We start from the raw sequence: 19,609 nt of genomic DNA, 5'->3' as shown, positions 1-19,609 counted from the left end.
GCTATTCCGGTTCCGAAACGCCCCGGGCCGGGTCCGCCGCGTCCAGGGCCCGCAGCACGTCCGCGACCAGGTCCTCGGTGTCCTCGGCGCCCGCGGAGAACCGGATGAAGCCCTCCGGAACGGGGTCCCCGCCCCACCGGGCGCGCCGCTCGGCGGTGGACCGTACGCCGCCGAAGCTGGTGGCGTCCTCCACCAGGGTCGCCGCCCGCAGGAAGCGCTCGGCGTGGGCCCGGTCGGACAGGGTGAAGGACACCACCGACCCGTGACCGCGCATCTGCCGGCCGGCCGTGGTGTGCGCGGGGTCGCCGGGCAGCCCCGGATACCGCAGCCCGGACACGTCGGGGCGGGCGGCGAGGGCTTCGGCTACGGCCAGGGCATTGGCCCACTGGCGGTGGGTGCGCAGCTGCAGCGTGGCCAGGGAGCGGTGGGCGAGCCAGGCCTCCATCGGCCCCGGGATCGCTCCGACGATCTTGCGCCACCGCCGGACCCGGGCGGCGAGTTCCGCGTCCCGGCAGCTGACGTAGCCGAGCAGCAGGTCGCCGTGGCCGGTCAGCCCCTTGGTGCCGCTGGCCACGGCGAAGTCCGCGCCCAGCTCCAGAGGCCGCTGGCCGAGCGGGGTGGCCAGGGTGTTGTCCACGGCCACCAGCGAGCCCGCGGCGTGCGCGGCCTCGGCCAGCCGCCGGATGTCGCACACGTCCAGCCCGGGGTTGGAGGGGGTCTCCAGCCACAGCAGCCGGGCCCCGTCGAGCAGCTCGAGCTGGGCGTCGCCGGCGGTGGGCGCGGTGCGGACGCGGACCCCGTACGCCTCCAGCTGCGCGGCGGCCAGGGGCAGTGCCTGGTAGCCGTCGGCGGGGAGGACGACGGTGTCGCCGGCCTGCACCTGGGAGAGCAGGACGGCGGAGACGGCGGCCATGCCGGAGGCGAAGACCACGGTCTCCACCCCTTCCGCACCGGGGGCCTCCAGCTCGCCGATGGCCCGTTCCAGCAGGGTCCAGGTGGGGTTGGAGTCGCGGGCGTAGGTGTACGGGCCCTCGACCTCACCGGGGAGGTGGAAGTGCGAGGCGAACACCGGACCCGGGTGGGTGGGTTCGTTCTTGACGGGCTCGGGAAGTCCGGCGCGGACGGCCCGGGTTCCGTCGCCGATCGGGGCGTGGGTCACGGCCGCGGCTCCTTCACGGTCGGCTGCGCGGGGGCGCTCGGCTGCGCGGGAACCTCCGGCTGCGGGGGCGCTTCAGGCCGCCCGGTCACGGCCAGGCGGACGGCTTCCAGCAGGCCGGGGCTCGCCGCCTCGACCAGTTCCAGGCACTCCTCGAAGCCGTCGAGCCCGCCGTAGTAGGGGTCGGGCACATCGGTGTCGCCGGCGGCGGCGCCGGGGTCGTAGGAGCGCAGCAGCCGCACCTTGGCGCCGTCCTCGGGCGTGGGCGCGAGCCGGCGCAGGTCGCGCAGGTGCCCGGAGTCGAGGGCGATGACGAGGTCCACGGCGGCGAACCAGGAGGCGCGGAACTGCCGGGCCCTGTGGTCGTGGAGGTAGCCGGCCGATTCGAGGACGGCGACGGTGCGCGGGTCGGCGCCGTCCCCCTCGTGCCAGCCGCCCGTGCCGGCGCTGTCCACGGAGACCAGGCCGTCCAGGCCGGCCTCGGCGACGTGGGCGCGGAAGACGGCCTCGGCCATGGGGGAGCGGCAGATGTTGCCGGTGCAGACGAAGCAGACGCGGTACACGGGCCGTCAGCTCCGGTCGGGCAGTGCGAGGTTCACGGCCCAGGAGACGATGGAGATGATCAGGCCGCCGAGGACGGCGGTCCAGAAGCCGTCGACGTGGAAGGCGATGTTGAGCTTGTCGGCGAGCCAGGAGGTCAGCAGCAGCATCAGGGCGTTCACCACCAGGGTGAACAGGCCCAGGGTGAGGACGAACAACGGCAGGGACAGCAGCTTCACCACCGGCTTGACGATGAGGTTGACCAGTCCGAAGACCAGGGCGACCAGGATCAGGGCCAGGGCCTTGTCGGCGGTGCTGTCACCGGTCAGGGTGATTCCCTTGAGCACCGCGATGGCCACGGCCAGCGCGGCGGCGTTGGCGAGCGTCTTGACCAGGAAGTTCGTCATGGATCGATCGTTGCAGACAACCGCGGGAAAGAAAGGGTCACGAGCAGCATGAAGGCGTTCCGGCTGGACGAACTGGAGGCCGAACGGGCCGCGAACCAGGGTGCGTACCTGCAGTTTCTGCGCGAGCGGAACATGTCGGTCGGGCTGTACGCGCTGGACGCGGGGCAGAGCGATCCGCAGCAGCCGCACGGACAGGACGAGGTGTACTTCGTGGTCAGCGGCCGGGCCGCGATCACCGTCGGGGACGAGACGCAGTCGGTGGCCCGGGGCAGCGTGGTCTACGTGCCGGCCGGGGTGCCGCACCGGTTCCACCACATCAGCGAGGACCTGAAGGTGCTGGTCGTGTTCTCCCCGCCCGAGGGCTGACGGATCCGGCCCCTAGGGGGCGGATCAGGGGACGGGTGGGGCTCGCGGGCCCCATTTCCGGAGCCGCCGCTCCTAGCATCGATGACAGGAAGTCACCCGGAAGAACAGGAAGAGGTCGAGGTCATGGACGGCATCCGGCAGATATTCGCAGGCATGCCCTGGTGGGTGAAGTGGGTCGCCGTTCCGCTGTTGGCCCTGTTCGTCTTCGGCGGTGTGATCACCAGCATCCTGACCGCGCTGATCGGATTCGTGTTCAAGGTGCTGCTGTTCGTCGCCCTGGTCGGTGGTCTGGTGTTCGTGGTCAAGCGTTTCGGCGGCGGAGCGGCGAAGTCCTCGGAATGGTGATTAACCCACGCGGGGGACACAAGGCCAGTAACCCCTCATGGGCGGGCTATCGGCCGATACAGTGGCAATCCGTGCCGTCACCTGGTCACCGAGCCCGGTAGACCCGCCCTGACCGGTGGTCATTTCAAACAGAAGCCGAGCGCGACCCCCAGGAGACGTGGCACACGCGGGGGCGGCCCCCGCAGAGCGGGCCGTCCGGATGCCCGCCGCCACGCCTGGGGGTGAGCCTTGTCTTCGGTCGACAACGCCGCGGTGCCGACGCTGATCGGGTCGGTACAGCGGGCGCTGAGACTGCTCGAAGCGGTCGGTTCCCATAGTGAGGGAGCCCCGGCGAAACAGCTGGCGCGCGAGGCCGGGCTCCCGCTTCCCACCGCGTACCACCTGCTGCGGACGCTCACCCACGAGGGCTATCTGCGCCGGGAGAGCGGGGTCTTCGTGCTCGGTGACGCGGCCGGCAGGCTGGCGGGCGGCGGGGTGCAGCAGAAACGTCGCAGCATGATCCTCGACTCCCTCGCGCACTTCCGTGAGGTGGTCGGCGCACCCGTCTATTTCGCGGTCTACCGCGAGGGCGAGATCGAGGTCGTCGGGGTCTCGGACACCCCGGGTCATCCCGCCTGTCAGGAATGGGCGGACTTCCGGGCGACCGGCCACGCGCACGCAATCGGGCAGTGCCTGCTCGCCCAGCTCGACGAGAAGAGCCGTCGGGACCACTACGACCGGCACCCCGTCGAGGCGATCACCCCCTATACGGTCCGGGACATGTGGGCGCTGGAACAGCGAATCGCCGGCATGGAACGGATGCAGCCCGTGACCGAACGACAGGAATATGCCCTCGGCACGGTATGTGCGGCCATTCCGATCACTGCCGGTGACGCTGCCGCGACCATGGCCATTTCTCTTCCCGCCCATCAGGAACATAGATTGCTCTGTGTAGTGGATCGGCTACGGAGTGAAGTAGGCGCGCTGTTGAGCACGCTCTCCTTCTCTATCAGTATCTGAAAACTCACTCCTTGTGATCTGCTGGCGCGTCCACCACCCTTGTCAAGAGGCCCTGGGGGACCATTCCTGGCCACTTCCAATCACTGCGGGGTATGGAAATGCGCGAGTCGGTACAGGCAGAGGTCATGATGAGCTTTCTCGTTTCCGAGGAGCTCTCCTTCCGGATTCCGGTGGAACTCCGGTACGAATCACGTGACCCCTTTGCCGTACGCCTGACCTTCCACCTTCCCGGAGACGCGCCTGTGACCTGGGCGTTCGGCCGGGAGCTGCTCCTCGACGGCATCAACAAGCCGTCCGGCGACGGCGATGTGCGCATCGCCCCCACCGATCCGGACGAGCTGTCCGACGTCCACATCAGGCTCCAGGTCGGCAGCGACCGGGCCCTGTTCCGGGCCGGCGCGGCACCACTGGTGGCCTTCCTCGACCGGACCGACCGCCTGGTGCCACTCGGTCAGGAGCGCACTCTCGGTGACTTCGAGGAGCACCTGGACGAGGCGCTGGGCAAGATCCTCGCCGAGGCCCAGCAGAACCAGCGGAACGCGGGCTGACGCACCGTTCCTGCCTCTCTCCCGCTCCGTCGCGCCCGCGCCCGCCCGCTCAGCGCTTGCGACGGCGCCCGCGCCCGCCGCGGCCCCGCCCCGAAAGGGCCGGCCCGGCGGGCGCCGCGGATTCCGGCCGGTCCGCGGAGACCACCAGGGCCGCCAGCACCGTGGTCACCGGAACCGAGGCCACCAGCCCGATCGACCCCACCAGGGTCCGTACGATCTCCTCCGCGACCAGCTCGCTGTTGGCCACCGATCCCATGCTGCTGTTCGCGATGGAGAACAGCAGCATCAAGGGGAGGGCGGCACCGGCGTAGGCCAGGACCAGGGTGTTGACCACGGACGCGATGTGGTCCCGGCCGATCCGGATGGCCGCCCGGTAGAGGGCGCGCGGTCCCATGTCGGGGTCCGCCTGGTGCAGTTCCCAGACCGCCGAGGTCTGGGTGACCGTCACGTCGTCGAGCACGCCCAGCGATCCGATGATCACGCCGGCCAGCAGCAGGCCGCTCATGTCGATGTCCGGGTACAGCCCGTGGATCAGCCCGGTGTTGTCATCGGTGTTGCCGCTCAGGAACGCCCAGTCGATGAGCACCGAGCCGAGCAGTCCGATCAGCAGCAGCGAGACCAGTGTGCCGAGCACCGCGACCGAGGTGCGGGCGGTGATCCCGTGGCACATGTACAGCGCGATCAGCATGATCGCGCTGGCCCCGACAACGGCCACGAGCAGCGGGTTCGACCCCTGCAGGATGGCGGGCAGGACGAACAGGGTCAGGACGCCGAAGCTGACCACCAGGGCGACCAGGGCGAGGAGTCCGCGCATCCGCCCGACCGCGACCACCGCGAGGGCGAAGACCGCGGCCAGCATCAGCATCGGGAACTTCCGGTTCACGTCGATGACCGAGTACTGCAGGTCGCGCGGGGCGTCCGGGGCGTAGGCGACCACGACCTCCTGCCCGTCCTCCAACTGCCGCGGGGCACCCGGCTGGACGATCTCCGTGAAGGTGCGGCCCTTGTCGGGGCCGCTGGTGACCTCGACGGTGGCCTTCTTGCAGGGGCCCGTGGGCGCGGCCTGCGCCCCGGGTCCCCCGGGGGCGGCGGTGTCCCCGGCGGGCGGCGCCTGCGCCACATTCACCGATTTGCAGTCAACTACCTGCAAATCCACGACCTTGGCCTGCTGGGTCTGCCGGTCGAAGCCGACCCCGGTGCGTTCGTGGCCGGGTGCTCCGCCCGGCCACAGTGCCACCAGGCCGACGAGCACGGCGGTGGCGAACGGGATCAGGACGGCGGCGATGACCCGGCGCAGGTGCCGCGAGACCGGGGCGGCGGGTCCGTGGCCGTGCCCGTGGCCGTGCCCGTGGCCGTGCCCGTGGCCGTGCCCGTGCCCGCTCCCGTGCCCGCTCCCGTGACCATGGGGTTGACCTGGGCCGTGACCTCCGCCGTGCGCGGAGTGAGCGGGCTCGGTCGGGGGCTGCGCTGAGGTCGTCACGGGCCGATCATCGCAAGAGATGCGGGGGCCCACTGTTCAGCACGCCACAGGTGACGCTAGCGTGGGGGCTACTTTGCACAACGCGGGAGCTCGGAGCACCGGGCTGAGAGGACGCTGATCACCGTACGCGCGCCGAACGGGCGTACGGGAAGAGGCTGCGTCGACCGCCGAACCTGTTACCGGGTAATGCCGGCGTAGGGAGATAGGTCTCATGACCATTCAGGACGACGCACGCACGCCTGCCGCCGACCAGAACGGGCGCAAGCCGGGCTGGCACAAGGGCTACGTCGAGGGCTCCCGCCCCGACCTCCGGGTGCCGGTCCGCCAGGTCCACCTCACCACGGGCCAGGACGTCACGCTGTACGACACCTCGGGTCCGTACACCGACCCGCAGATCGACACCGACGTCCGTCGCGGTCTCGCCCCGCTCCGCGAGAACTGGATCATCAGCCGCGGTGACACCGAGGAGTACGCCGGCCGCCCGGTCCGCCCCGAGGACGACGGCATCAAGCACACCTCGCCGCGCGGTGGCCTCAAGAACCTCGACGCGGTCTTTCCCGGCCGCCCGCGGCTGCCCCGCCGCGGCCGCGACGGTGCCGCCGTCACGCAGCTCGCGTACGCCCGCCGCGGTGAGATCACCCCGGAGATGGAGTTCGTCGCGATCCGCGAGAACGTCGACCCCGAGGTCGTCCGCGAGGAGATCGCGGCCGGCCGCGCGGTGCTGCCGGCGAACGTGAACCACCCGGAGATCGAGCCGATGATCATCGGCAAGAAGTTCCTGGTCAAGGTCAACGCCAACATCGGCAACTCCGCCGTCACCTCCTCCATCGAGGAGGAGGTGGAGAAGATGACCTGGGCGACCCGCTGGGGCGCGGACACGGTCATGGACCTCTCCACCGGCCGGAACATCCACACCACCCGTGAGTGGGTGCTCCGCAACTCCCCCGTGCCCATCGGTACCGTCCCCCTCTACCAGGCGCTGGAGAAGGTCGACGGCAAGGCCGAGGAGCTGACCTGGGAGATCTACAAGGACACCGTCATCGAGCAGGCCGAGCAGGGCGTGGACTACATGACCGTCCACGCCGGCGTGCTGCTGCCGTACGTGCCGCTGACCGCCCGTCGCAAGACCGGCATCGTCTCCCGCGGCGGCTCGATCATGGCGGCCTGGTGCCTGGCGCACCACAAGGAGAACTTCCTCTACACGAACTTCGAGGAGCTCTGCGAGATCCTCGCGACGTACGACGTCACCTACTCGCTCGGTGACGGCCTGCGGCCCGGCTCGATCGCGGACGCCAACGACGCGGCGCAGTTCGCCGAGCTCAAGACGCTGGGCGAGCTCAACACCATCGCCAAGCGCCACAACGTCCAGACCATGATCGAGGGCCCGGGCCACGTCCCGATGCACAAGATCAAGGAGAACATCGACCTCCAGCAGGAGATCTGCGAGGAGGCGCCGTTCTACACGCTCGGCCCGCTGACCACGGACGTGGCCCCCGCCTACGACCACATCACCTCGGGCATCGGCGCCGCGATGATCGCCTGGTGGGGCACCGCGATGCTCTGCTACGTGACGCCGAAGGAGCACCTGGGCCTGCCGAACCGCGACGACGTGAAGACCGGCGTCATCACGTACAAGATCGCGGCCCACGCGGCGGACCTCGCCAAGGGCCACCCGGGCGCCCAGGAATGGGACGACGCCCTCTCCGACGCCCGCTTCGAGTTCCGCTGGGAGGACCAGTTCAACCTGGCCCTCGACCCGGACACGGCCCGCGAGTTCCACGACGAGACCCTCCCGGCCGAGCCGGCCAAGACCGCGCACTTCTGCTCCATGTGCGGTCCCAAGTTCTGCTCGATGAAGATCAGCCGGAGCATCACCGAGCAGTTCGGCGGCGACCAGCCGGCAGCTACGGACGACGAGATCGCCGAGGGCATGCTGAAGAAGTCGGCGGAGTTCGCCGCCTCGGGCAGCCGCGTCTACCTCCCGATGGCCGAGTAGTCCCGCCCGGAGCCGGACGGGCCCGCGACCTCATGGGGGGAGTCGCGGGCCCGTCTCCTTTTCCTTCCTCCCCTTCCCGCGCCTTCCCGTGCTTTCTCCGATCCGGGTGCGGAAAGGGCTTGAGCTGGAGTGCGCTCCAGCTCGTAGGGTCCGGCGGTATGACGATGCGTTACAGGGATCTCGGGCGGACCGGGATGGAAGTCAGTGCGTACTGCCTGGGCACGATGATGTTCGGCGCGGTCGGCAATCCCGATCACGACGAATGCGTACGGATCATCCACGCGGCGCTCGACGAGGGCATCAACTTCGTGGACACCGCGGACATGTACTCGGCCGGGGAGTCCGAGACGATCGTGGGGAAGGCCCTCCGGGGGAGCCGCCGGGACGAGGTGGTGCTCGCCACCAAGGGGCACTTCCGGATGGGGGAGGGGCGCAACCGGAGCGGGAACTCGCGGCGGTGGATCGTACAGGCCGTCGAGGACAGCCTGACCCGGCTGGGGACGGACCGGATCGACCTCTACCAGATCCACCGGCCCGATCCCCGGACCGATGTCGAGGAGACCCTCGGAGTCCTCGGGGACCTGGTGCGGGAGGGGAAGATACGGGCCTTCGGCTGCTCCACCTTCCCCGCCGAGGAGATCGCCGAGTCCCACCACGTCGCCGAGCGGCGCGCGCTCCAGCGTTTCCGGACCGAGCAGCCGCCGTACTCGATCCTCGCGCGCGGTGTCGAGGGGCACGTGCTGCCGGTCTGCCGGCGGTACGGGATGGGGGTGCTGACCTGGAGTCCGCTGGCGTCGGGGTTCCTCAGCGGGAAGTACCGGCCGGGCCGGGAGGTGGACCTGACCAGCGGACGGGCGGCGCTCACACCGGCCCGGTTCGACCCGGCGATCCCGGGGAACGAGGCCAAGCTGGCGGCGGCCGGGCGGCTGATCGAGGTGGCGGAGGGGATCGGGCGTACGCTGCCGGAGCTCGCGGTGGCCTTCCCCCTCGCGCACCCGGCCGTCAGCTCGGTGATCATCGGCCCCCGGACCATGGACCAGCTGCGGGACCTGCTGAAGGGCGCGTCCCTGCAGCTCGACGACGAGACCCTGGACCGGATCGACGAGATCGTGCCGCCGGGGACCGATCTCTACCGGGCGGACGGCGTGTGGCGGCCCCTCGCGCTGACCGATCCCGCGCAGCGGCGACGGGCCGTCGGGGACCGCTGAGCCGGCCGCGCCACACCGGCGGCCGGCCCCACCGGGCCGGCCGCCGCCGTGGCGGTTACGCGACCACCTGGTAGTCGGCGCCCAGCTTGCGCCGGGCGAAGTCGAGGTTCGCCGCGACCCGCTCGCGGTGCTCCTCGGGGAGCTTGTCCCCGTTCAGGAGACGCTCGCAGGCCTCCAGGGACTCCTTGTACTGTCCGGTCCAGTAGGCGGCCACCGCGAGCTCGTCGAGGGCGCGCCACTCGTGCCAGGAGAACTCGACGAACAGGATGTCCTCGGGGTGGGGGATGGCCGCGGCCTGCCGGGCGAAGAGGTACGCCAGTGGCCAGCGCTTCTCCATGCGGCAGATGCGGGCGAGGTCGCCGAGGGCCTCGGCCCGGGAGGGCCGGGTCTCGTGCGCGCGCAGGTAGCGGTCCAGGACCTCGGGCCAGGGCCGGTCGAGGTCCGCCGCGAGCCGGGCGGCCGAGAGCCGGGCGTAGTACGTCTCCTCGACCCAGCCGGGCATGGAGGCCCGGTGGTCGTAGGCGGCGAGGGACTTCTCGGGCTCGCTCGCGTCGCGCCAGCTCTGGGCGAGGTAGAAGGCGTAGCGGGCGTTGTCGGGTTCCTTGCGCAGTCCCTCGGTGAGTACCTCCGCGTCGCGCAGGTACTTGACCCGCTGGCCCTCCCGCATGCGGGCGCCGTTGCCGATGGTGCGGATGTTGGCGCCTTCGAGCACCCCGGTGCCGTACTGCCGGCCGCAGTCGATGTACTCGTGGAGCACGCCGACGTACCGCCAGGGCAGCTTGGTGGAGACCAGGGCCGGCCGGTAGTGGATCATCGGGCCGTGCTTGAGTGCGACGCGGTACGCGTCCTTCGTCAGGTGCGGCATGGTGAAGCCGGGCTCGGTCTCCACGATGTCGTCGCCGTCGATGAAGAAGAGGTAGTCGGCGCTGTCGCGGGCGAGTTCGATCGCCTCGCTGCGGCTGCCGTCGAAGCCCTTCCACTCCCGCTCGTACAGCGTGCCGGGCACGCCGAGTTCCTCGAAGCACTCCCGGATGACGTCCTGGGTGCCGTCGGTCGAGCCCGTGTCCACGATCACCCAGGTGTCGATCAGCGGACGGACCGTCTCCAGGCACGCCCGGATGGTCGGCGCCTCGTTTTTGACGATCATGTTCAGGCAGACTGTCGGTTTCACGGATTTTCCGCGCTTCACGTGTTTCACGGGTCCCATCCGCTGTAGTGGGCCGCCCGTGCGGCGGGCGACCGGGCCGGCGTCGGATCAGTGCTCCGTGACCCTAGTGACCGGTTTGCGGCGTTGCGCACGGCTCGCCGGTGCCGTGGCGTGCCCGTCACCGGGTTGGCACCCGGATGGGGGCGCGTGCGCTGGTCCGATCCGATGACGGGTGGGCGCGGCGGCGCGGCGGCGGGGGCGGGGGTCCTCAGGATGACCCCGGAAGTGAAAAGCGCACTTTCCGAAAATCATCCCGATCCGGTTCCGGCCCGGACGTTGATCCGGTGTGCTGCCGGCCGGCTCTCCGAACTCCTGCAAGGAGCGCTGTATGAGTCCTGAGGTTCCCGAGGCGAGGACGACCCGTACCCCCCTCGGCCCGCTGCCCGCGAGGGCCCGCCTGCGGACCGGCGGAACCGTCGCCTCGCTGGCTCTGGTGCTGTCCGGGGTCGTCTCCCCCGCGCTGGCGTACGCGAACACCACGTCGGCCGACCGGCCGGCCGTGGAGACGGCCGTGGCCGCGGGCCACGACGACGAGTGCAAGCCGCGCAAGCACCGGCCGGGTGAGAAGCCCAACGAGGACCGCACGGCCATGGGCGGCGGCGGGGAGAAGGTGAAGTGCGTGGTCGGCCCGACCGGCCCCACTGGCCCCACTGGCCCTACGGGTGACACGGGTCCGACCGGCCCTACGGGTGACACGGGTCCGACCGGCCCCACCGGTGACACGGGTCCGACCGGTCCCACCGGTGGCACGGGCGGCTCGGGTGCCACCGGTGACACGGGTCCGACGGGCCCCACGGGTGCGACCGGCGCGACGGGTGCGACCGGCGCGACGGGTGACACCGGTGCGACGGGTGCCACCGGCCCGTGCGTGGACATCGACAGCTACTCCCCCTCGAACACCGAGGACTTCCACGCGGCGCTGGTCGGCGGGGTCGCCTACGCGGGCCGGGCGGCCGCGCCCGGTGGCAGCCCGGTCTGGCAGAACATCAGCGACGCCGACGACAACCCGGGCTTCCCGACCGGCTTCGCCTGCGGCATCTCCATCGCGGCCCAGGGCGAGAGCGCGTACATCAAGGTCCTGACCACCGACGGACGGGTGTTCCAGACCCACGGCGACGTCGGGGGACAGGACTTCGACTGGGACGAGCAGTGGATCGAGCTGCTGCCGCCCCCGAACCCGAACATCGGCCTGCGCGGCATGAACGCAGACCGGAGCGCCGCCGAGGGCGTCTCCCAGGGCGTCGAGTGGAAGGGGGACCTCTCCTTCTCCGGGTCCGTCAACGTCCACTGACGCCGGGCGCTCCTACTCCGGCTCGTGCTCCGGGCCGCCGAAGTCCGGACTGGTGAAGTCCGGACGCGTGTAGCCGGGCCGGGACCCTTGCGACGGAGGTCCCGGACTGGTGAAGTCGGGCCGGGTGTATCCCAGATCGGGGATGCGCCCGGCCGCCGGCGTGGGGGGCACGGGATAGCCGGGCGTCCCGGCCGGATCCGCCAGCGCGTCCCGCAGGAACGGCACGATCCCCCGCTCCAGCAGCGCGTGCAGCCAGGCCTCGCGGGCCCGCTGCACCTCGTCCGGCACCGCCTCCGCCACATCGGCGCCCACCTCGTTGGCCTGGTTGCGGACGGCCGTCACCAGCAGGGCCACCGCCGCGAACAGCAGCGCCGCCGCGGTCAGCGCGCCGAACAGCCAGCCGGTGGTCAGGATGGTCTCGGCGAAGGCCGGCTCGGGCTCGATCAGCTTCAGGAGGTAGCCCACCAGCAGGAAGATCACCATGGCGGTGAACGCCAGCACGGGCGCGAGCACCGCGACCACGGCACTGATCCCGGCTCCGGTACGGGCCTCCCCCGACTCGTCCTCCGCCGCGGGTGCCGCCGCCGCGGCGGCCGCGGAGGCGGCTGCTGCCGCCTCGCGCAGCTCGCCGCGCATCTTCACGTAGTGCTCGTACTCCGCCGAGGCGGCGGTCGTCAGCAGCACGCTCGCGTCGAGCGCCATGGTGCGCAGCTGTTCGGCGTTGAGCCGTTCGCCGAGGGTGGAGAGTTCCGGCCGGTCGCGAGCGGTGCGCAGCGCCTCGTCGAGGAGACGGTCGAACTCCGGGCGGTCTTCGGTCAGCAGGTGGCCGGCGTTGGTCATGTGCATCCCCCGATGCTCCGCACGGGCCGGTCGGCCCGTGTTGCGGACACCGGGCGGCCGGCACAAACGGAGGAGAGCCTGCTACTGCTACGGATAGAAGCGATGGTAGAGGGCACGCACCGCCCGCTGACAGGGGAACGTAGGAAAAACCGACCGTCGGCCGCTGCCGTCAGCCCTTCAAGGGCAGTTGCACGACCAGCAGTTTCCCGGCCATGGTGACCCCGCCGTCCATCGCGATGGCCAGGCCGTCCGCGTACACGTGCGGGCCGTTGACCTCCGGGCCGCGCCCCTCGTCGCCGTCCTCGGTGCCGACCTCGCCCAGCAGGTACGGGATGGGGCTGTGGCCGTGCACCACGCGCCCGCCGCCGTAGGTGGTCAGCAGTTCGCGCACCGCGTCGGGGCCGGTCTCCTGGTCGCGGAAGGCGAACCGCTTGGTGAACTTCCGGAAGAGGTCCCAGGTTTCGTCGGCGTCGTTGAGGTTGAGCAGCTCGTGGAGCCTGTCGTTGACGTCCTCGATGGAGTCGCCGTAGTCGAGGTAGGCGGTGGTGTCGGAGTGCAGCAGCAGGTGCCCGTCCACCAGGGCGGCCGCGTCCAGCCGGGACATCCACTGCAGGTGGACGTCCTCCAGGCGCTCCATGTCGGTGCGCTGGCCGCCGTTGAGCAGCCAGGCGGCCTGGAAGGTGGCGGTGCCGGCGCCGGAGTGCACGGGGGTGTCGCCGAACCGCTTGGCGCCGATCAGCAGCAGTTCGTGATTGCCCATCAGGGCCTTGCAGTAGCCGCCGGAGGCGGCCGCCTCGGCGGACAGCCGCATGACCAGGTCGATGACGCCGATGCCGTCGGGGCCGCGGTCGGTGAAGTCGCCGAGGAACCAGAGCCGTGCGTTGCCGGCCGACCAGCGGCCGTCGGTGTCGATCAGGCCCTGGGCGCGCAGTTCGGTGACGAGCTCGTCGAGGTAGCCGTGGACGTCGCCGACCACGTACAGCGGGCCGGGGCCGGAGCCGGGGCTCGACTGGTCCTGCTCCTGCGGGACGTAGGTGACCTGGACGGTGTCCCCCGGACCGCCGGCCGCGCCGCGGCCGATCACCGGGAGGTCGCGCCGGGTCGGGGTGTAGCCGTCGTCGGCGTCCTCGTACGTGCCGTCGTACGGCGGCTCGTACGGCGGCCGGTACGCGGGCTGCGGCGGGACCGGCTGCGGCGGGACGGGAGGCGCCGCGGGCGGCGCGGGCGGCCCCGGCGGGACGGGGGCGCTCTCGTCGTAGTAGGCGGGGTACTCGCCGTAGACCGGGACCTCGCCAGGGGTATCGAGGGCTGGCACCTGGAAGTCCCGCAGCGTGTCCGTACGCATCGCGGGTCCCTGACCGGCCCCCTGAGTCATCGACCCCTCCACCACCGTCGCGCTGCCGTACACCTGCGGACCCCCCTGCCTTGAGCGGAGGGTCCGTGATGTCGTGCGCCCATCATAGGAATGCGGCTCGCGCTCTGTGACGCACCAGGGGTGGTGAATCCTGGGCGGAACCGGGCCTTCCGCCTTTTTTCCCCTGGTATGTCCGGAAATGCCGCAGTCCCGGTGTGTCAGTCCCGGGCCGGAGACCGGGGCGGACTGACCGTGGTGCGGGGCTTCCTGCGCTGTGAGGAGGTCCTGACGATCAGTTCGGTCGGCACCACCTGTTCCACCGGCCGACCGGTGTCGACCCCCTCGATGGCGTCGATGAGGAGCTGCACGACGGCGGTCCCGATCCGGCGCGGCTTGAGGGAGAGGGTGGTGATCGGCGGCTCGGTGTTGGCGTACACGGTGGACTCGCTGCAGCACACCAGCAGCAGGTCGTCCGGGACCCGCAGGCCGTAGCGGCGGGCGGCGGCGAGCAGGTCGGTGCCGTTGGGGTCGAAGAGCCCGTAGACGGCGTCGGGCCGGTCGGGGCGGGCGAGCAGCCGGTCGGCGGCCACGGCTCCGGCGCACGGGTCGTGGGCCGGGTAGGACTCGTAGACGGGGTCCTGGCCGACCCGCTCGCACCAGTTGAGGTAGGCGGTGGTGGAGAGCCGGGTGTAGGTGTCGGTGGTGGTGCCGGTGAGGAGTCCGATGCGGCGGGCCCCGGCCGCGGCGAGGTGGTCGAGCAGATTGAGGACGGCGGCCTCGTGGTCGTTGTCGACCCAGGCGGTGACCGGGAGCGAGCCCGCCGGGCGCCCGTCGGAGACCACCGGCAGGCCCTGCCGGACCAGCTCGGTGACGACGGGGTCGTGGTCGGAGGGATCGATGACCACGGTGCCGTCCAGGGCCACGTTGGACCAGACGTCGTGGCGGGAGGTGGCCGGGAGGATCACCAGGGCGTAGCCGCGGGCGAGCGCGGCGGAGGTGGCGGCCCTGGCCATCTCGGCGAAGTAGGCGAACTCGGTGAAGGTGAAAGGTTCATCCCCGTACGTCGTCACGGTCAGACCGATCAGACCGGACTTGCCGGTACGGAGGGTGCGGGCGGCCGCGGAGGGGCGGTAACCCAGCCGGTCGGCGACCTCGCGGACGTGGCGGCGGGTGGCGTCCGGGAGCCGTCCCTTGCCATTGAGCGCGTCGGAGACGGTCGTGATCGAGACGCCCGCCGCGGCGGCCACGTCCCTGATGCCTGCCCGGCCCTGCCGGCCGGCGGCCCGCCGGGTGGTCTCGGTCCGGCTCACCTGATGCTTCCCTGCTGCTGTCATCGCGAGCCGATAGTAGGGCTCGGTGGGGTGCTTGGTCCGTATGCATATGCACGCGTTGACAGGCACGTTTCTGCATGGTTCGCCACCGCCAATGACCTTGGAAGTGAAGGGAGTTAGCGGGGTGGAAGGGGTGGGTTGCCTGTCGGCGGGTACGAGCATGCCAAATCGGATTGATCTCGGACTGGTCTCAACTCACCCTGACGAGGGATGCGCGCCACGGCGCAGGCCACCGGCGCGTGCATATATGTGCGCGCTCCCCCTCTTTCTCGGCGCCCGCCGTTTTCGGGAGGGCGGAATCCTCATAAGGTGAGCAGTATTGAGTTGTACGGGAAGGTCGAGGAGGACCTGCGGTGAGCGAGAAGAGCCCGAAGCTGCGCGCCGAGCTGGACGGCATCCCCACCTACAAGCCGGGCAAGCCCGCGGCTGCCGGTGGTCCGGTCGCCTACAAGCTGTCCTCCAACGAGAACCCCTATCCGCCGCTGCCGGGGGTGCTGGAGAGCGCCGTGGCGGCCGCGGGGAACTTCAACCGCTACCCGGACATGGCCTGCACCGGCCTGGTCACCGAGCTGGCCGACCGGTTCGGCGTCCCGGTCGAGCACATCGCCACCGGCACCGGTTCGGTGGGCGTGGCCCAGTCGCTGATCCAGTCCACGGCGGGTCCGGGCGACGAGGTGATCTACGCCTGGCGGTCCTTCGAGGCGTACCCGATCATCGTCCAGATCGCCGGTGCGAAGTCGGTGCAGGTCCCGCTGACCGCGGGTGACGTGCACGACCTGGACGCGATGGCGGAGGCCATCACCGACCGGACCCGGCTGATCTTCGTCTGCAACCCCAACAACCCCACCGGCACGGTGGTGCGGCGGGCGGAGCTGGAGCGCTTCCTGGACCGGGTGCCCTCCGACGTGCTGGTGGTGCTGGACGAGGCGTACAAGGAGTTCATCCGGGACCCCGAGGTGCCGGACGGCATCGAGCTGTACCGGGACCGCCCGAACGTGGCCGTGCTGCGGACGTTCTCCAAGGCGTACGGCCTGGCCGGGCTGCGGGTCGGCTTCGCGGTGGCGCACGAGCCGGTGGCCGCGGCGCTGCGCAAGACGGCGGTGCCCTTCGGCGTGAGCCAGCTGGCGCAGGACGCGGCGGTGGCCTCGCTGCGGGCCGAGGACGAGCTGCTGGGCCGGGTCGGTTCGCTGGTGTGCGAGCGGAACCGGGTGTACGAGGGCCTGCGCGGTCAGGGGTGGACGGTGGTCCCCGAGACCCAGGCGAACTTCGTCTGGATGCGGCTGGGGGAGCGGACCGCCGAGTTCGCGGCGGCCTGCGAGAAGGCCGGTGTGGTGGTCCGGCCCTTCCCGGGCGAGGGCCTGCGGGTCACGATCGGTGAGACCGAGGCGAACGACCTCTTCCTGCACACGGCGGAGGCGTTCTTCAAGGAGCTGTGAGCTCAGGCGAGCTCGACGCGGATGGGGTCGCCGTCGCGGACGGTGGCCAGCAGGCGGGGGTCGCCGTCGAACGAGCCGAGCACGTTGCACGGGCTCGCCAGGCGGCTCTCGCCCCCGCGCGAGATGGGGGTGGGGCCGTAGGGGAGGGCGAGTGCGTCCCCCTCGGTCCAGAAGGCGACCGTGCCGGGGTCGACGACCTGCTGGGCGTCGTGCTCCAGGGCGACCGAGACGCCGGTGTCGAAGTAGACCTCCTCGCCCCAGGTGTTCGCGGTGGCGGCGATCGGGAGTGCCGCGGCCAGGGCCTTGGCGGTCGGGGTCTCGTCGAGGGTTGCGGTGAGGTGGCCGGCGGGCCACGAGATTCGAATCTGCATGAGCCAAATTCAACATTATGTTGAATTCGCTGGCTAGGGGTGTACCCCCCGGATGAATGATCGAAGGGACCATGCGTCATAATTGCTTGTGAATGTGAACGCGTTCACAAGCGTGTCCTGCTTCCTCCCTGTATGGGCGGAACCCGCCAGGCAGACTGCCCGCTTGACCACGGCGACGTAAGGAGAAGACGACGTGGACCTGGCTTTGGCGCCCGAGACATTGGCGCGCTGGCAGTTCGGCATCACCACCGTCTACCACTTCCTCTTCGTCCCCCTCACGATCTCGCTCGCCGCGCTGACCGCCGGCCTGCAGACCGCGTGGGTCAGGACCGAGAAGGAGAAGTACCTCAGGGCCACCAAGTTCTGGGGCAAGCTCTTCCTGATCAACATCGCGATGGGTGTCGTCACCGGCATCGTCCAGGAGTTCCAGTTCGGCATGAACTGGTCCGACTACTCGCGCTTCGTGGGTGACGTCTTCGGGGCCCCGCTGGCCTTCGAAGCCCTGATCGCCTTCTTCTTCGAATCGACCTTCATAGGTCTGTGGATCTTCGGCTGGGACAAGCTCCCCAAGAAGATCCACCTCGGCTGCATCTGGATGGTCTCGATCGGCACCGTCCTCTCCGCCTACTTCATCCTGGCGGCGAATTCCTGGATGCAGCACCCGGTCGGCTACCGGATCAACGAGGCCACCGGGCGGGCGGAACTGACGGACTTCTGGGCCGTGCTCACCCAGAACACCGCCCTCACCCAGTTCTTCCACACCATCACGGCCGCCTTCCTGGTCGGCGGTGCCTTCATGGTCGGCATCGCCGCCTACCACCTGATGCGCCGGAAGCACGTCCCGGTGATGCGGACCTCGCTGCGGCTCGGTCTGGTCACCCTGATCATCGCCGGCCTCGGCACGGCCATCAGCGGTGACCTGCTCGGCAAGGTGATGTTCCAGCAGCAGCCGATGAAGATGGCCGCCGCCGAGGCCCTCTGGGACGGCGAGGCGCCCGCGCCCTTCTCCGTCTTCGCCTACGGCGACGTGGACAAGGGCCACAACGAGGTGGCCGTCGAGGTACCCGGCCTGCTGTCCTTCCTGGCCAACGACGACTTCAGCTCCTTCGTCCCCGGCATCAACGACGTCAACAAGGCCGAGCAGGAGAAGTTCGGCCCCGGCGACTACCGGCCCAACATCCCGGTCGCCTACTGGGGCTTCCGCTGGATGATCGGCTTCGGCATGGCCTCGCTCGGCATCGGCATGCTGGGCCTCTGGCTGACCCGCAGGAAGTTCCTGCTCCCGCCCGCCCTGCGGACCGGGGAGGACGAGGTGCCGAACCTGGTCCTGTTCCCGAACAAGGTGCTCAGCCCCAAGCTCACCAAGTGGTACTGGACCCTCGCGCTCTGGACCATGGGCTTCCCGCTGATCGCCAGCTCCTGGGGCTGGATCTTCACCGAGATGGGCCGCCAGCCCTGGGTGGTCTACGGAGTCCTGCGCACCAAGGACGCGGTCTCCCCCGGCGTCTCCCAGGCCGAGGTGCTCACCTCGATGATCGTCTTCACCGCGCTCTACGCCGTGCTCGCCGTGATCGAGGTCAGGCTGCTGGTCAAGTACGTCAAGGCCGGACCGCCCGAGCTCACCGAGTCCGACCTCAACCCGCCCACCAGGATCGGCGGCGACCCGCAGAACGCCGACCGGCCGATGGCCTTCTCGTACTGAGGCTGGGGAGACCACACCATGCAACTCCACGACGTCTGGTTCGTACTGATCGCGGTCCTGTGGACCGGCTACTTCTTCCTGGAGGGCTTCGACTTCGGTGTCGGCGTCCTGACCAAGCTGCTCGCCCGCGACCGGGCCGAGAAGCGGGTCCTGATCAACACCATCGGCCCGGTCTGGGACGGCAACGAGGTCTGGCTGCTCACCGCGGGCGGCGCCACCTTCGCCGCCTTCCCCGAGTGGTACGCCACCCTCTTCTCCGGCTTCTACCTGCCGCTGCTGCTGATCCTGGTCTGCCTGATCGTCCGGGGCGTGGCCTTCGAGTACCGGGTCAAGCGGCCCGAGGACCGGTGGCAGACCAACTGGGAGCACGCGATCTTCTGGACCTCGCTGATCCCCGCCTTCCTGTGGGGCGTGGCCTTCGCCAACATCGTGCGGGGCGTGAAGATCGACGCGGACAAGGAATACGTCGGCACCCTGCTGGACCTGGTGAACGTCTACTCGGTCCTGGGCGGCCTGGTCACCCTCACCCTGTTCACCTTCCACGGGGCGGTGTTCACCTCGCTGAAGACCGTCGGCGAGATCCGCGAACGCTCGCGGGCGCTGGCCACCCGGCTGGGCGCGGCCACCGCGGTGCTGGCCCTGGTCTTCCTGGCCTGGACCCAGGTGTCCCGGGGTGACGGGACCAGCCTGATCGCGATGATCGTGGCCGTGCTGGCCCTGGCCGGCGCCCTGGGTGCCAACCTCGCCGGGCGCGAGGGCTGGTCGTTCGCCCTGTCCGGGGTCACCATCGCCGCGGCCGTGGCGATGCTGTTCCTGACGCTGTTCCCGAACGTCATGCCCTCCTCGCTGGACGAGGCGTGGAACCTGACGGTCACCAACTCCTCGTCCAGCCCGTACACGCTGAAGATCATGACCTGGCTCGCCGCCATCGCGACCCCGCTGGTCCTGCTCTACCAGGGGTGGACGTACTGGGTGTTCCGCAAGCGGATCGGTACCCAGCACATCGCCGAGCCCGCTCACTAAGGGGGCATG

Annotated in this window: 19 protein-coding genes; 10 read left to right on the top strand and 9 right to left on the bottom strand. The window is 70.3% G+C overall.

What is annotated here, in order from left to right; genetic code table 11:
• Position 1: 1 nt before the first annotated feature.
• The 3 genes from AC067U_RS09785 to AC067U_RS09775 are packed head-to-tail and all read right to left on the bottom strand — an operon-like array spanning position 2 to position 2,103.
• Positions 2-1,159, bottom strand: coding sequence for a cystathionine gamma-lyase (locus tag AC067U_RS09785; protein ID WP_478829120.1), 1,158 nt, complete (start codon positions 1,157-1,159; stop codon positions 2-4).
• A complete protein-coding gene (locus AC067U_RS09780; protein WP_478829119.1) occupies positions 1,156-1,719 on the bottom strand; it encodes a low molecular weight protein-tyrosine-phosphatase in 564 nt (187 codons plus the stop codon). Before AC067U_RS09780 ends, AC067U_RS09785 begins: the two co-directional genes overlap by 4 nt.
• Positions 1,720-1,725: 6 nt before the next feature.
• Complete coding sequence (locus AC067U_RS09775) at positions 1,726-2,103, bottom strand: phage holin family protein (protein ID WP_478829118.1); 378 nt, start codon at positions 2,101-2,103, stop codon at positions 1,726-1,728.
• 48 nt (positions 2,104-2,151) lie between these two features.
• On the opposite strand from AC067U_RS09775, the gene AC067U_RS09770 reads away from it, so the two are divergent.
• The 4 genes from AC067U_RS09770 to AC067U_RS09755 all read left to right on the top strand — a co-directional run bounded on the left by AC067U_RS09770 (position 2,152) and on the right by AC067U_RS09755 (position 4,361).
• Positions 2,152-2,469 (top strand): cupin domain-containing protein, encoded by a 318-nt coding sequence (locus AC067U_RS09770; protein WP_478829117.1) that lies wholly within the window; start codon positions 2,152-2,154, stop codon positions 2,467-2,469.
• A gap of 132 nt (positions 2,470-2,601) precedes the next feature.
• The gene (locus tag AC067U_RS09765) at positions 2,602-2,814 is read left to right on the top strand and encodes a DUF5326 family protein (protein WP_478829568.1); all 213 of its coding nucleotides are present in this window, start codon (positions 2,602-2,604) and stop codon (positions 2,812-2,814) included.
• A 228-nt stretch (positions 2,815-3,042) separates the two neighbouring features.
• Positions 3,043-3,813 (top strand): IclR family transcriptional regulator, encoded by a 771-nt coding sequence (locus AC067U_RS09760; RefSeq protein ID WP_478829116.1) that lies wholly within the window; start codon positions 3,043-3,045, stop codon positions 3,811-3,813.
• Between the two features lie 98 nt (positions 3,814-3,911).
• Entirely contained in the window at positions 3,912-4,361 is a 450-nt protein-coding gene (locus tag AC067U_RS09755) for an SsgA family sporulation/cell division regulator (protein WP_478829115.1), read from the top strand.
• Positions 4,362-4,410: 49 nt separating this feature from the next.
• On the opposite strand, the gene AC067U_RS09750 is transcribed toward AC067U_RS09755, so the two are convergent.
• Positions 4,411-5,874, bottom strand: coding sequence for a YibE/F family protein (locus AC067U_RS09750; RefSeq protein WP_478829114.1), 1,464 nt, complete (start codon positions 5,872-5,874; stop codon positions 4,411-4,413).
• A gap of 178 nt (positions 5,875-6,052) precedes the next feature.
• On the opposite strand from AC067U_RS09750, the gene thiC reads away from it, so the two are divergent.
• Together thiC and AC067U_RS09740 are read left to right on the top strand one after the other, a co-directional pair.
• Positions 6,053-7,837, top strand: a complete 1,785-nt coding sequence (thiC, locus tag AC067U_RS09745; RefSeq protein WP_478829113.1) for a phosphomethylpyrimidine synthase ThiC — start codon at positions 6,053-6,055, stop codon at positions 7,835-7,837.
• Positions 7,838-8,001: 164 nt separating this feature from the next.
• Entirely contained in the window at positions 8,002-9,045 is a 1,044-nt protein-coding gene (locus AC067U_RS09740) for an aldo/keto reductase (RefSeq protein ID WP_478829567.1), read from the top strand.
• 55 nt (positions 9,046-9,100) lie between these two features.
• Here AC067U_RS09740 and AC067U_RS09735 read toward each other — a convergent pair whose 3' ends face one another.
• Positions 9,101-10,192 (bottom strand): tetratricopeptide repeat-containing glycosyltransferase, encoded by a 1,092-nt coding sequence (locus AC067U_RS09735; protein ID WP_478829112.1) that lies wholly within the window; start codon positions 10,190-10,192, stop codon positions 9,101-9,103.
• Positions 10,193-10,580: 388 nt separating this feature from the next.
• On the opposite strand from AC067U_RS09735, the gene AC067U_RS09730 reads away from it, so the two are divergent.
• Positions 10,581-11,543 carry a hypothetical protein gene (locus AC067U_RS09730; protein WP_478829111.1) on the top strand — a complete coding sequence of 321 codons (963 nt, stop codon included), beginning with the start codon at positions 10,581-10,583 and terminating at the stop codon, positions 11,541-11,543.
• Positions 11,544-11,555: 12 nt separating this feature from the next.
• Here the strand turns inward: AC067U_RS09730 and AC067U_RS09725 are convergent, their stop codons facing one another.
• From AC067U_RS09725 to AC067U_RS09715, 3 genes are all read right to left on the bottom strand, one after another.
• Positions 11,556-12,389 carry a hypothetical protein gene (locus AC067U_RS09725; RefSeq protein ID WP_478829110.1) on the bottom strand — a complete coding sequence of 278 codons (834 nt, stop codon included), beginning with the start codon at positions 12,387-12,389 and terminating at the stop codon, positions 11,556-11,558.
• A gap of 163 nt (positions 12,390-12,552) precedes the next feature.
• The gene (locus AC067U_RS09720) at positions 12,553-13,773 is read right to left on the bottom strand and encodes a metallophosphoesterase (RefSeq protein WP_478829566.1); all 1,221 of its coding nucleotides are present in this window, start codon (positions 13,771-13,773) and stop codon (positions 12,553-12,555) included.
• Positions 13,774-13,955: 182 nt separating this feature from the next.
• Positions 13,956-15,071 (bottom strand): LacI family DNA-binding transcriptional regulator, encoded by a 1,116-nt coding sequence (locus AC067U_RS09715; protein ID WP_478829109.1) that lies wholly within the window; start codon positions 15,069-15,071, stop codon positions 13,956-13,958.
• A 350-nt stretch (positions 15,072-15,421) separates the two neighbouring features.
• Here AC067U_RS09715 and hisC point away from each other — a divergent pair, with 350 nt between their 5' ends.
• Complete coding sequence (gene hisC / locus AC067U_RS09710; RefSeq protein WP_478829108.1) at positions 15,422-16,504, top strand: histidinol-phosphate transaminase; 1,083 nt, start codon at positions 15,422-15,424, stop codon at positions 16,502-16,504.
• A gap of 2 nt (positions 16,505-16,506) precedes the next feature.
• Here hisC and AC067U_RS09705 read toward each other — a convergent pair whose 3' ends face one another.
• Positions 16,507-16,875, bottom strand: a complete 369-nt coding sequence (locus tag AC067U_RS09705) for a cyclophilin-like fold protein (protein ID WP_478829107.1) — start codon at positions 16,873-16,875, stop codon at positions 16,507-16,509.
• 193 nt (positions 16,876-17,068) lie between these two features.
• Between AC067U_RS09705 and AC067U_RS09700 the strand changes: the two genes are divergently transcribed.
• Entirely contained in the window at positions 17,069-18,577 is a 1,509-nt protein-coding gene (locus tag AC067U_RS09700; protein WP_478829106.1) for a cytochrome ubiquinol oxidase subunit I, read from the top strand.
• A gap of 18 nt (positions 18,578-18,595) precedes the next feature.
• A complete protein-coding gene (cydB, locus tag AC067U_RS09695) occupies positions 18,596-19,600 on the top strand; it encodes a cytochrome d ubiquinol oxidase subunit II (RefSeq protein WP_478829105.1) in 1,005 nt (334 codons plus the stop codon).
• The last annotated feature ends 9 nt before the right edge of the window (positions 19,601-19,609 follow it).

The sequence above is a fragment of the Streptomyces sp. NPDC043853 genome, assembly GCF_056436025.1.
Note: the sequence above shows the minus strand (reverse complement) of the source record. Positions and strands in the feature narration are given on the sequence as shown.

What these genes read in the sequence shown, in the direction of transcription:
- AC067U_RS09730 (WP_478829111.1), top strand. Translation starts at nt 10,581, where the DNA reads ATGAGTCCTGAGGTTCCCGAGGCGAGGACGACCCGTACCCCCCTCGGC.
- AC067U_RS09705 (WP_478829107.1), bottom strand. Translation starts at nt 16,875, where the DNA reads ATGCAGATTCGAATCTCGTGGCCCGCCGGCCACCTCACCGCAACCCTC.
- AC067U_RS09715 (WP_478829109.1), bottom strand. Translation starts at nt 15,071, where the DNA reads ATGACAGCAGCAGGGAAGCATCAGGTGAGCCGGACCGAGACCACCCGG.
- AC067U_RS09775 (WP_478829118.1), bottom strand. Translation starts at nt 2,103, where the DNA reads ATGACGAACTTCCTGGTCAAGACGCTCGCCAACGCCGCCGCGCTGGCC.
- thiC (WP_478829113.1), top strand. Translation starts at nt 6,053, where the DNA reads ATGACCATTCAGGACGACGCACGCACGCCTGCCGCCGACCAGAACGGG.
- AC067U_RS09755 (WP_478829115.1), top strand. Translation starts at nt 3,912, where the DNA reads ATGCGCGAGTCGGTACAGGCAGAGGTCATGATGAGCTTTCTCGTTTCC.
- AC067U_RS09735 (WP_478829112.1), bottom strand. Translation starts at nt 10,192, where the DNA reads ATGATCGTCAAAAACGAGGCGCCGACCATCCGGGCGTGCCTGGAGACG.
- AC067U_RS09725 (WP_478829110.1), bottom strand. Translation starts at nt 12,389, where the DNA reads ATGCACATGACCAACGCCGGCCACCTGCTGACCGAAGACCGCCCGGAG.
- AC067U_RS09770 (WP_478829117.1), top strand. Translation starts at nt 2,152, where the DNA reads ATGAAGGCGTTCCGGCTGGACGAACTGGAGGCCGAACGGGCCGCGAAC.
- cydB (WP_478829105.1), top strand. Translation starts at nt 18,596, where the DNA reads ATGCAACTCCACGACGTCTGGTTCGTACTGATCGCGGTCCTGTGGACC.
- AC067U_RS09740 (WP_478829567.1), top strand. Translation starts at nt 8,002, where the DNA reads ATGCGTTACAGGGATCTCGGGCGGACCGGGATGGAAGTCAGTGCGTAC.